The organism is Bradyrhizobium sp. NAS96.2, from assembly GCF_001908235.1.
In the GTDB taxonomy this organism is placed as follows: domain Bacteria; phylum Pseudomonadota; class Alphaproteobacteria; order Rhizobiales; family Xanthobacteraceae; genus Bradyrhizobium.
Map to the genome: position 1 here is coordinate 1 of NZ_LGHK01000240.1, position 11422 is coordinate 11422.

Genomic DNA, 11422 nt, shown 5'->3' on the forward strand with positions numbered 1-11422 from the left:
GCCTTCAACGGCCCGGATAAGCCTGAGCCGCAAATCTTCAGACAAAGGCTTCGCCATGCATGCTGACCTCCGGCCCAGCACACAGGGTGAATCAGATTTTGCAATCGATGGGAATCCCCCTCGATTCAATTCGGTCAGATTTTGCTCTAGAGCGAAGCGAAAACCCATCAGCTTCCGAGCGCCGGGAGAGATGATGGGTATCGCTTCGCTCCACCCATCCTACGAAGCTCTACGAAGCGTCCTACAAACGCAAATGGCCGGGACTGAGCCCGGCCATCGCGAAAACAGATGAAGCGATCGCTTACCTCGGCGCGCGCTTGGCGAGGATGCGCTGCAGGGTGCGGCGGTGCATGTTGAGGCGGCGCGCGGTCTCCGAGACGTTGCGGTTGCACATCTCGTAGATGCGCTGGATGTGCTCCCAGCGCACGCGGTCCGCCGACATCGGATTGGCCGGCAGCTCGGACTTCTCGGTGCCGGTCGCGAGCAGGGCAGCGACGACGTCGTCGGCATCGGCGGGCTTCGACAGATAGTCGACGGCGCCCATCTTCACTGCGGTCACGGCGGTTGCGATGTTGCCATAGCCGGTGAGCACGATCGCGCGCGCCTCTGGACGCTTGCGCTTCAACGCCGAGACGACGTCGAGACCGTTGCCGTCGCCGAGGCGAAGGTCGACGACCGCGAAAGCGGGCGCGGCGCGGCCGATCTCGGCGAGACCATCAGACACCGTGTCGCATGACTTCACTGCGAACCCGCGCGTCTCCATCGCGCGCGACAGGCGTTCCAGGAACGGCTTGTCGTCCTCGACAATGAGGAGCGAGCGGTCGGCATGGTCATTCAGTTCAGTGATGGCGTTCACGATCCATTTTTCCCTGTGGCAGACCCCTAATAATATGGGGTCCTACTGCGGCGCTGCCAAGGCAGCCGAAAGTCGCGTGCCACCCTGGAAAGAGTGCTGCATCCGTAATGCCAGGAGTTGCGATTAAGAACCGTTCTTAAGCTTCGGTCTCGTCACCGGGCGCGGATTCCTCAAAGCGCTCGCGCGGCCAGACGATCTGCACCACGGCGCCGTGATCGGGGAAGGGCCGATTGGTAAACGACACCTTGGCGCCGGTGCGTTCCAGCAGCGTCCTTGCGATGAAAACGCCCAAGCCCAAGCCGCCACGCGCATTTTGGGCCTCATCCGCGCCCCGGCGGCGCGACAGATACGGCTCGCCGATCCGCTTCAGCATGTCAGGCGCGATGCCCGGGCCATCGTCGGAAACGACGATCTCGATGGTTTCAGCGTTCCACCACGCGTTCACCTCGACGGTCTGGTGCGCGAAATCGACCGCATTTTCGAGAATGTTTCCGACACCATAAAGGATCGCGGGATTGCGCGCGGCGACCGGTTCGCGCGTTGCTGCGACAGCAAGCCGCACCTTGATGTTGATGCCGAAATCGCGATGCGGCGCCACCGCCTCCTCGATCAGGGTCGACAGCTTCATGGTGTCGAACGGCGCGCCGCTCGATGACAATTGCGCGATCTTGCTCAGGATGTCGCGGCAGCGCTGCGCCTGTTCGCGTACGGTCTTGAGGTCGCCGGCAATCGCCGGGTCGTGCACCGTCTTCTCGAGCTCGCGCGAGATCAGGAAGATCGTCGACAGCGGCGTGCCGAGCTCGTGCGCCGCGGCGGCGGCGAGACCGTCGAGCTGGGTCAGATGCTGTTCGCGCGTCAGCACCAGCTCGGTCGCGGCAAGCGCATCGGAGAGCTGGCGGGCCTCCTCGGTCACCTGGAACGCATAGAGGCTGGTGACGCCGATCGCGAGCAGGATCGAAAGCCAGACGCCGATCAGATAGATCGGCGGCAGCACCAAGGGATCATCGCCATCCCAGGGCAGCGGCAGATGATAGAAGAACAGCGCCGAGGCGCAGGCGACCGCAAGGCAGCCGAGCGCGATCGTCAGCCGGATCGGCAGCACCGTGGCCGAGATCAGCACCGGCGCCAGGAACAGGAACGAGAACGGATTCTGCAAGCCCCCGGTGAAGTACAAGAGACCGCCGAGCTCGACGATGTTGAAGGCGAGCAGGGCCGCGGCATAGGCCGGCTCCAGCCGCTGCATCGGGTTGAATGCAATCTGCAGCGCCAGATTGAGCAGCGCCGAGAACGTCACGATGATGACGCAGGGCACGATCGGAACGTCGAATTCCAGTCCCTGGGCGACGACAAAGATCGCGACGAGCTGGCCGAGTGCGGCGAGCCAGCGCAGCCGCAGGATCGTATCGAGGCGCACATAGCGGCGAGGTTGGCGGAAATCGGAAGCGACGTCGGTCATGTCAGGGACTTTAGCTTTGCCGTGGGCGGCGCACAAATTCGCTACTTAGCGCAAGGATGCAGGCCAAGCCTTTATTGCCGCTAAGCCTTGCGCTTATTGTCGCAATGGCTCAATGACGGCCATATGCAACAGCGCGGGACAGGTCAGGCGCAAGCGCCCAATCAGCCGCCGGTGGCCGATCAGGACGGATCGGCCGCAATCGAGGTCGTGGACCTGGTCAAGGTCTACAAGACCACCCGCGCGGTTGACGATATCTCCTTCCGTATCACGCGCGGCAGCATCACCGGTCTGCTCGGCGGCAACGGCGCCGGCAAGACCACGACGATCGCGATGATCATGGGGCTGGTGCTGCCGACCTCGGGCCGCGTCAGCGTGCTGGGCGCGAAAATCCCCGAGCAGCGCTATGACGTGCTCGGCCGGATGAATTTCGAGAGCCCCTATGTCGACATGCCGATGCGGCTCACGGTGCGGCAGAACCTGACCATATTCGGCCGCCTCTATGCCGTGAAGCAGCTGCGCGAGCGGATCGACCAGCTCGCCACCGATCTCGATCTCAAGGAATTCTTGGACCGCTCCAACGGCAAGCTCTCGGCCGGGCAGAAGACCCGCGTCGCACTGGCGAAGGCGCTGATCAACGAGCCGGACCTGCTGCTGCTCGACGAGCCGACCGCCTCGCTCGACCCGGATACCGCCGACTGGGTGCGGCAGCATCTCGAGACCTACCGCAAGAGCCATAACGCGACCATCCTGCTGGCGTCGCACAACATGCTGGAGGTCGAGCGGCTCTGCGACCGCGTCATCATCATGAAGCGCGGCAAGATCCAGGACGACGACAGCCCGGAACGCATCATGGCGCGCTACAACCGCGATACACTGGAAGAGGTGTTTCTCGACGTGGCGCGCGGCCGCCTCCGGGAGGGCGCACCATGAGCGAGATCGTCAGCCATCACGCGCACGGCATCTCACTGCAACGCATCAATGCGATGGTGCTGCGCTATTGGTATCTCCTGATGTCGTCATGGCCGCGGCTGCTGGAGCTGATCTACTGGCCGGCCTTGCAGATCATCACCTGGGGCTTCCTGCAGAACTATATCTCGCAGGCGTCCGGTTTTTTCGCCAGAGCGGGCGGCACGCTGATCGGCGCGGTGATCCTGTGGGACATCCTGTTCCGCGGCCAGCTCGGCTTCTCGATCTCGTTCCTGGAGGAGATGTGGGCGCGCAATCTCGGCAACCTGATGATGAGCCCGCTGAAGCCGATCGAATTCCTGCTCTCGCTGATGATCATGAGCCTGATCCGGCTCGCCATCGGCGTGATCCCGATGACGCTGCTGGCGCTGTTCTTTTTCGGCTTCAATTTCTACGCCATCGGGCTGCCGCTGATCGCGTTCTTCTGCAATCTGATCTTCACGAGCTGGTCGGTCGGCGTGTTCGCCTCGGGCCTCGTGCTGCGCAATGGGTTAGGGGCGGAGAGCATCGTCTGGACGCTGATGTTCGCGGTGATGCCGCTCGCCTGCATCTACTACCCGGTCGAGGTGCTGCCGGCCTGGCTGCAATACGTCGCCTGGGCGTTGCCGCCGACCTATGTGTTCGAGGGCATGCGGTCGCTGCTGATCGATCACGTCTTCCGCGCCGACCTGATGGCGTGGGCGCTCGTCATCAACGCCATCCTGTTCGCTGCCTCTTTTGCGGTCTTCCTTGCCCTTTTGCAGAGCGCCAAGCGCAACGGATCACTGCTCAGCAGTGGTGAATAAATGTCACTTTCTCGTGGATTCTCGGCCTTTTAGCCCGATATCGACCCTACATTGGGCTCGCGGCGCATTGACGCATTGTTGCGCATTGGTCAGTATGCTGCGGCGCAAAGAGGGGTCTGAGAAATACTATGCCCATCGGTGAATTTGGTGCACCGCCACTGGCGGCGGAAGGCAGTCCGGCACTCACGACGCCGCTGTACTGGATGTACGAGATGGCGCATGCGTCGCTCAATCCGGTGCGCGCGGTAACCGACGCCACCAAGATCCTGTTTCAGAACCCGCTCAATCCGTGGACGCACACCGAGTTCGGCAAATCAATCGCCGCCGGTTGCGAGCTGTTCGAACGCACCACGCGTCGCTACGGCAAGCCTGATTGGAACCTGCCGACGACCGAGGTCAACGGCATCCGCACCCCGGTCGAGGTTCGCTCGATCTGGGAAAAGCCGTTCTGCCGCCTGCTGCATTTCGATCGCAAGCTGACACGTCCCCTGCGCGCGCCGCAGCCGCGCGTGCTGATCGTGGCGCCGATGTCCGGCCACTATGCGACGCTGCTGCGCGGCACCGTCGAGGCATTCCTGCCGACGCACGAGGTCTACATCACCGACTGGGCCGATGCGCGGATGGTGCCGCTCGCCGAGGGCCGGTTCGATCTCGACGACTATGTCGATTACGTCATCGAGATGCTGCATGCACTCGGCGGCAACATGCACGTGATCGCAGTGTGTCAGCCCTCGGTGCCGGTACTTGCGGCCGTCTCCGTGATGGAAGCGAACCACGATCCGTTCGTACCGTTGTCGATGACGCTGATGGGCGGCCCGATCGACACCAGGCGCAATCCGACCGCGGTCAACAACCTTGCTGAAGAGCGCGGCATCGAATGGTTCCGCAGCCATGTCATCACCAAGGTGCCGTTCCCGCATCCGGGCGTTATGCGCGACGTCTATCCGGGCTTTCTGCAGCTCAACGGCTTCATCAGCATGAACCTGGATCGACACATGGACGCGCACAAGGCGCTGTTCGCTCATCTGGTGAAGGGGGACGGCGATCTCGCCGACAAGCACCGCGAATTCTATGACGAATATCTCGCAGTGATGGACCTCACCGCGGAGTATTACCTGCAGACCGTCGATCTCGTCTTCGTCAAGCACGCGCTGCCGAAGGGCGAGATGACCCACCGCGGCAAGCCGGTCGATCCGTCGAAGATCCGTCGCGTCGCGCTGATGACGGTCGAAGGCGAGAAGGACGATATCTCCGGTCTCGGCCAGACCGAGGCAACGCACGCGCTCTGCACGGCGATCCCGAACCATCGCCGCGTGCACTACGTGCAGAAGGGCGTCGGGCACTATGGCGTGTTCAACGGCTCGCGTTTCCGCTCCGAAATCGTGCCCCGGATCTCCGATTTCATGGTTTCGGCAGCCAATACGCGGCTTTCCCTGGTCGCCGCGGCCGAATAGGTATCATCCCGGCCGCGATTATCGCGTCCGGGTAAGTCACTGATTTAACTAAAAGAATCTCAAATCAGCCGAGGCTCAAGTGATGAATTTAACTTCATCCCTTGGGCCTTTTTCGCGACTCTGATTCATCGGAAAAATTCCGGTTCCGACCCCTGCCGGTAGAGGTCAATTAACGGCCGACCCCTGTATATTGGGCAAATGATTTGTTTTTGCGCCGAGCGCTTTCCCTGGCGGCGGATATGGCAGAGTTCGGGCGAACTCCTGCTCCCCGGACTCTCAGAAATGGCTACTCGCGCGCTCCTCTATCGGCGGCCTGCCGAACCCGCGACCGTATTGGTCAGACACGGCTCCCAGTTTTTCACTGTCAGGTTGCGCCGGCACCGGCGCGCACGCCGCTATACGCTCAGGATTCATCCAACCGACCGTGAAGCGATCCTGACGATGCCGCCGCGCGGCACGATCGTCGAAGCCAAGGAGTTCGCCAATATCCATGGCGGCTGGATCGCCGCCCGTCTTGGCCGCTTGCCGAAGGCCGCGCCGTTCCAGCCCGGCACCGTGGTGCCGTTGCGGGGCGTGCCGCATCGGCTGGTGCATCGCTCCGGCGAGCGCGGCACGGTGTGGACCGAAACGCGCGACAGCGGCGAGAAGATCCTTTGCGTCGCCGGCGGCGTCGAGCACATGGATCGCCGGGTGCATGACTTCCTCAAGCGCGAGGCGCGCAAGGATCTGCAAAAGGCGGCTTCACTGCATGCCGCGGAACTCGGCGTGCGGGTGCGGCGGGTCTCGATCCGCGACCAGTCCAGCCGTTGGGGCTCGTGCACCTCGGCGGGCTCGCTGTCGTTCTCCTGGCGGCTGATCCTGGCGCCGCCCTTCGTGCTCGATTATCTCGCCGCGCATGAGGTCGCGCATCTCGTCGAGATGAACCATTCGGCGCGGTTCTGGCGGGTAGTCGACAAGGTCTGCGCGTCGGTCACGCGCGCCAAGACCTGGCTCGACACCCACGGCAACGACCTGCACCGCTACGGGATCCAGGAGTAGGCGGCGCTCTCGTCGCTCTACCCATCCCTGCGCATTGTTTCCGTCACCTCTGCCGTCATCGCCCGCGAAAGCGGGCGATCCAGTAATCCAGAGACATTCGTGTTCAATCGATAGGCCGCGGCGTACTGGATCCCCCGCCTTCGCGGGGGATGACAGTTGACGTTGCGGCGCGACCGCGCCTAACGCCTACCGAAACAACCGATCTGCCAGCCAGCCATCCAGTCCTGCGGCCGCCTCGGGCCGCGCGTTGGGGTTGGGCGGCGGCGCCGAGGCGCGCGCCGGCATCGGCGGCGGCTGGCGGTAATAGCCGCCGGACGGGGTCGGCGCGGGCGGCGGTGGCTGCATCGGCGGTTGGATCTGCATCGGCCCGGCCGGCGCTGACGGTGCCGTGATCTGCGACGAGATCTGCATCAGGTTCGCCGGTGCCCAGCTGCCTTGCGAGTTCGGGATCGCCGCGACCGGCACGCCCTGGTGCGCGGCCTTCATGAAGCGGCTCCACACTTCCACCGGCAATCCGCCGCCGGTCGCCTTCTTGGTCGGCGAATTGTCGTCATTGCCGAGCCAGACGCCGGTGACGAGCTTGGCGGTGTAGCCGATGAACCAGGCGTCGCGGTAATCCTGACTGGTGCCGGTCTTGCCGGCGGCGGTCCAGCCGGGGATCTCGGCCTTGCGTGCGGTGCCCGAGATCAGCGTCTCGCGCATCATGGTGTTCATCATCGCGTCATAGCGCGGCTCGATCACCTGGTTGGGCGGATCAGTGGGGCGGTCATAGAGCAGCTTGCCCGAGCTGGTCTTGATCCTGGTCACCACATGCGGCGACACGGCGTAGCCGCCATTGGCGAACGGCGCATAGGCGCCGACCAGTTCGAGCACGGACACTTCCGAGGTGCCGAGCGCGATCGAGACGTTGGGCTCGAGCTTGGAGGAGATGCCGAGCCGGTGCGCGGTGCGCACCACGTTCTTGGCGCCGACCTCGACGCCGAGCCGCACCGCGACCGTGTTCAGCGACATCGCCAGCGCCTGGGTCAGGGTCACCGAGCCGAAATATTCGTGGGTGTAGTTCTCCGGCTTCCAGCCCTTGATGTCGAGCGGCGCGTCGGTGCGGATCGTGTCCGGCGTCAGCCCTGCCTCGACCGCGGTCAGATAGACGAACGGCTTGAACGACGAGCCCGGCTGCCGCTTCGCGGTGACGGCGCGATTGTACTGGCTCTCGGAATAGTTCCGGCCGCCGACCATGGCGCGCACCGCGCCGTCGGGCGTCATCGCCACCAGCGCGCCCTGGCTGACATTGAACTTCACGCTCTTGGCGGCGAGCTCGTCGATCACGGCGGCTTCGGCGACGGCCTGCAGCTTCGGATCGATCGTGGTCTGCACGATGATGTCCTGGTCGATCTGGCCGACCAGATCGTCGAGCACTTCGCCGATCCAGTCGGCGACATAGTTCACGGTGCCGGCGCCGGCCGGCTTCACCGCGATCGAGGGCTGGCCGATCGAGGCTTTCGCTTGCGCCTCGGTGATGAACTTTGCGTCGGCCATCGCCGCGAGCACGACCTGCGCGCGTTGCTCGGCGCCTTCGGGGTTGCGGTTCGGCGCCAGCCGCGACGGCGACTTGACGAGACCCGCGAGCATCGCAGCTTCCGGCACCGTCACGTTCTTCGCCGACTTGCCGAAATAGCGTTGCGCTGCCGCCTCGACGCCGTAGGCGCCGGAGCCGAAATAGACCCGGTTGAGGTAGAGTTCGAGAATCTCGTTCTTGGAATGCTTGCGCTCCAGCCACAGCGCGAGCTCGGCCTCCTGCAGCTTGCGCTGCATGGTGCGCTCCTGGGTCAGGAACAGGTTCTTGGCGAGCTGCTGCGTCAGCGTCGAGCCGCCCTGCGAGACGCCGCGATGCAGGAGGTTGGTCACCGCCGCGCGCAGGATGCCCACCGGGTCGACGCCGAAATGCGAATAGAAGCGCCGGTCCTCGATCGCGATGAACGCTTTCGGCAGATAGGGCGGAAGATCCTTCAACGCGATGTTGGCGCCGGCCATCTCGCCGCGCTGCGCCAGCACTGAGCCATCGATGCCGACGATCTGGATCGTCGGCGGACGCTTGGGAATCTCCAGCGACTGGATCGGCGGCAGATGCGCGCCGACCCACACCACGACACCGATCACCGCAATGCCGGCCCACAGGCCGAGCACGGCGGTCCAATAGAACAGCCGGCCGATGCCGAAGCCGCGCGACTTGCTGCGCCGCTTGCTGCCGCTGCGCGACGGGCGCGGTCTCTCGCTACCGGAATCGCTGCTCTTGTCGGCGCTCTTTTCGTTGTTCTTGGGTTTCGATTTGGCGGGCTTGTCGTCGCCACCGCCGGGAATGCGATCGGAGGGCGACAGTCTGAGGTCGGCAAGCGCGGCCGGGAGCCCGAACAGCGGCTCCTTGCGTCCACCGCCTTTTTTACGTCCCCACGCCATCCGCAACGCTCACCCTTACAGGGGTGCACGCTAGCGTTCCCGGTTTAAGGGGCGGTTACGCAAAGCTTAACGGGGGATTAGGAGGTAGGGCAGCGCGTGCTAGATATAGATGGAACAAGAAAACAACGGAGCACCGCATGGGCCATATCGATCCGACCAAAGACGTGTTTGCGCAGTTCCGGGACAACAACCGGCCGGGCCCGATCCACATGCTCAATCTGGTGCGCCTGCGCGAATCGGCCGCCTATCCTGACGGCCGCAAGGCAACCGGCGCGGAAGCTTACGCGGCCTACGGCCGCGAGAGTGGCCCGGTGTTCGAGCGGCTCGGCGGCCGCATCGTTTGGCAGGGCCGCTTCGAGCTGATGCTGATCGGCCCGCAAGAGGAGCGCTGGGATCACTGTTTCATCGCAGAGTATCCAAGCGTCGCCGCCTTCGTCGAGATGATCCGCGATCCCGTCTATCGCGAGGCGGTCAAGCACCGTCAGGCCGCCGTGGAGGATTCACGGCTGATCCGCCACGCCGTGCTGCCGGTCGGGAAGAATTTTGGCGAGATTCCGAAGTAGGCGTCTAAAGCCACGAGCAGACACTATCCCCCGTCACCCTGATCAGGGTGACGGTGATGGAGCGCAACGCCCATCCCCGTCATTGCGAGGAGCGATAGCGACGAAGCAATCCATCGTGCCGCAAGTGGAGGAATGGATTGCTTCGCTTCGTTCGCAATGACGGTGATAAAGCGTCGCAGCGCCTCGGAATGGCCGTGACAAGGGCTAGCTAGGCCTCAAAAACAAATCGGCGGCCGGGAGGCCGCCGATTGCATCTCAAACCTGCGCGAACCACTAGCCCGCCGGGCCGGCGTCCTCGAGGATCGGGCCGAACAGTTCCCAGCGCTCGCCGTTGAAGCGCATCATCTGCAGCTGCTTGTTGACGCGATAGTCGTTCGGCGTGGTGTTGCCCTTGATGCCGGGCAGCGCCATGTCGAGGTCGACGTTCTTCAGGTTGGTGGCCTGCTTCAGCACGTTCTCGCGGGTCAGCTCGTCGCCGCACTGCTTCAGCACATGCACCATCAGCTGGGCGGTGGAGTAGCCGTAGGTGTTGAAGTTCGAGTTCTTGTCGCCGTCCGGATAGTACTTGGCCATGAAGTCGAAATAGCGCTTCATGCCCGGATCGTCCTTCCACTGCGGATCGGCGGGATCCTTGCCGTAGTTGGTCGAGATCAGGCCCTTGGAAGCCTCGAGGCCTGCGGGCTGCAGCACCGCGCCGACCGAGGTGGCGTTGATGTCGACGATGTGGACCGGATGCCAGCCGAGCTCGGCGATCTTCTTGATCGCCTGGGCGGCCTGCTTCGGCGTCGAGGCCGAGAAGAACAGGTCGGCGCCGGCATCCTTGATCTTGATCACCTGGGAATCGATCGTCGGGTCGGAGACCTCATAGGAGGCTTCGGCCACGATCATCTTGGCGGCCTTGTCGCCGAGGCCGGCCTTGATGCCGTTCAGGTAGTCTTTGCCGAGGTCATCGTTCTGATAGAGGATGCCGATCTTGGCGTTCGGATGCTCCTTCAGGATGTACTGGCCGTAGATGCGGCCTTCGACGAAGTAGTTCGGGTTGAAGCCGAGCGTCCAGGGGAAGTTCTTCGGGTCGGTGAACTTCGAGGCGCCGGTGGCGGCGAACAGCTGCGGCACCTTCTTGGCGTTGAGATATTTCTGCACCGCGGCGTTCGACGGCGTGCCGACGATCTGGAAGGTCAAGAGCACCTCGTCGCTCTCGACAAGCTTGCGCACCTGCTCGACCGCCTTCGGCGGCGAATAGGCGTCGTCATACTGGATCAAATTGATCTTGCGGCCGTTGATGCCGCCCTGATCGTTGATCATCTTGAAATAGGCCGCCTGGGTCTTGCCGATCGAGGCATAGGCGGAGGCCGGTCCGGAGAAGGGGACGGTCTGGCCGATCTTGATTTCGGTATCGCTCGCGCCGGGATCGTATTTCTTCTGCGCGGAGGCCGACGTTGCAGACAGCGCGATCGCGAGCGCCGTTCCCGTGACTAGGTGGAAAATCCCGTTCCTCATAATGCTGTTTCCCTCACGTGACTGATGTTGGCCGATGATCTTGTCCGCGGGTTCAAGGCCCGCGGTCGCCATCGCTGGGCCGGGATACTGGCGGAACGCTTGCTGCGACGCAAGACGATCAATGCCGAAAAGGTGAACGATTTCAGTCAACGAAAGTAGGGGGCAGCGCAAAAAGAAGGGCGTAGCGGGGGCGCAGCACACTCAGTGTCGTCCCTGCGAAAGCAGGACCCATATGTGGACGGCCCCCGTGGCACAAGAGCTTTGTGGAACGGTTCGGATCGCTGTCATCCATATGTCCGGCCTGTTTGATGCGATCGTGCTGATCGCTGGGCCAAGATGGTTTCCGCGAC

At 63.5% G+C, this 11422-nt stretch carries 9 protein-coding genes; 5 read left to right on the forward strand and 4 right to left on the reverse strand.

Annotated features, from left to right (window positions below; translation table 11 throughout):
• Window positions 1-301: 301 nt before the first annotated feature.
• The gene (locus tag AC628_RS36960; RefSeq protein WP_016845514.1) at window positions 302-856 is read right to left on the reverse strand and encodes an ActR/PrrA/RegA family redox response regulator transcription factor; all 555 of its coding nucleotides are present in this window, start codon (window positions 854-856) and stop codon (window positions 302-304) included.
• 136 nt (window positions 857-992) lie between these two features.
• On the reverse strand, window positions 993-2312 hold the full coding sequence (locus AC628_RS36965; RefSeq protein ID WP_074131593.1) for an ActS/PrrB/RegB family redox-sensitive histidine kinase: 1320 nt from the start codon (window positions 2310-2312) through the stop codon (window positions 993-995).
• A 123-nt stretch (window positions 2313-2435) separates the two neighbouring features.
• Here AC628_RS36965 and AC628_RS36970 point away from each other — a divergent pair, with 123 nt between their 5' ends.
• The 4 genes from AC628_RS36970 (at window position 2436) to AC628_RS36985 (ending at window position 6555) form a co-directional block, all read left to right on the forward strand.
• Window positions 2436-3242 (forward strand): ABC transporter ATP-binding protein, encoded by an 807-nt coding sequence (locus tag AC628_RS36970; RefSeq protein ID WP_074131599.1) that lies wholly within the window; start codon window positions 2436-2438, stop codon window positions 3240-3242.
• Window positions 3239-4063, forward strand: coding sequence for an ABC transporter permease (locus AC628_RS36975; protein WP_074131594.1), 825 nt, complete (start codon window positions 3239-3241; stop codon window positions 4061-4063). Before AC628_RS36970 ends, AC628_RS36975 begins: the two co-directional genes overlap by 4 nt.
• A 128-nt stretch (window positions 4064-4191) precedes the next feature.
• Window positions 4192-5517 carry a polyhydroxyalkanoate depolymerase gene (locus tag AC628_RS36980; RefSeq protein ID WP_074131595.1) on the forward strand — a complete coding sequence of 442 codons (1326 nt, stop codon included), beginning with the start codon at window positions 4192-4194 and terminating at the stop codon, window positions 5515-5517.
• Window positions 5518-5715: 198 nt separating this feature from the next.
• Window positions 5716-6555: a M48 family metallopeptidase gene (locus tag AC628_RS36985; RefSeq protein ID WP_074131596.1), complete on the forward strand. Its 840-nt coding sequence runs from the start codon at window positions 5716-5718 to the stop codon at window positions 6553-6555.
• Window positions 6556-6741: 186 nt separating this feature from the next.
• On the opposite strand, the gene AC628_RS36990 is transcribed toward AC628_RS36985, so the two are convergent.
• Window positions 6742-9009 carry a transglycosylase domain-containing protein gene (locus tag AC628_RS36990; RefSeq protein ID WP_074131597.1) on the reverse strand — a complete coding sequence of 756 codons (2268 nt, stop codon included), beginning with the start codon at window positions 9007-9009 and terminating at the stop codon, window positions 6742-6744.
• Between the two features lie 137 nt (window positions 9010-9146).
• Here AC628_RS36990 and AC628_RS36995 point away from each other — a divergent pair, with 137 nt between their 5' ends.
• Window positions 9147-9572, forward strand: coding sequence for a DUF1330 domain-containing protein (locus tag AC628_RS36995; protein ID WP_050426137.1), 426 nt, complete (start codon window positions 9147-9149; stop codon window positions 9570-9572).
• Between the two features lie 273 nt (window positions 9573-9845).
• Here the strand turns inward: AC628_RS36995 and AC628_RS37000 are convergent, their stop codons facing one another.
• Window positions 9846-11072, reverse strand: coding sequence for an ABC transporter substrate-binding protein (locus AC628_RS37000; RefSeq protein ID WP_074131598.1), 1227 nt, complete (start codon window positions 11070-11072; stop codon window positions 9846-9848).
• Window positions 11073-11422: the final 350 nt, after the last annotated feature.

Coding starts and splice junctions, on each gene's coding strand:
- AC628_RS36965 (WP_074131593.1), bottom strand. CDS start 2,312: ATGACCGACGTCGCTTCCGATTTCCGCCAACCTCGCCGCTATGTGCGC.
- AC628_RS36970 (WP_074131599.1), top strand. CDS start 2,436: ATGCAACAGCGCGGGACAGGTCAGGCGCAAGCGCCCAATCAGCCGCCG.
- AC628_RS36975 (WP_074131594.1), top strand. CDS start 3,239: ATGAGCGAGATCGTCAGCCATCACGCGCACGGCATCTCACTGCAACGC.
- AC628_RS36980 (WP_074131595.1), top strand. CDS start 4,192: ATGCCCATCGGTGAATTTGGTGCACCGCCACTGGCGGCGGAAGGCAGT.
- AC628_RS36985 (WP_074131596.1), top strand. CDS start 5,716: ATGATTTGTTTTTGCGCCGAGCGCTTTCCCTGGCGGCGGATATGGCAG.
- AC628_RS36990 (WP_074131597.1), bottom strand. CDS start 9,009: ATGGCGTGGGGACGTAAAAAAGGCGGTGGACGCAAGGAGCCGCTGTTC.
- AC628_RS36995 (WP_050426137.1), top strand. CDS start 9,147: ATGGGCCATATCGATCCGACCAAAGACGTGTTTGCGCAGTTCCGGGAC.
- AC628_RS37000 (WP_074131598.1), bottom strand. CDS start 11,072: ATGAGGAACGGGATTTTCCACCTAGTCACGGGAACGGCGCTCGCGATC.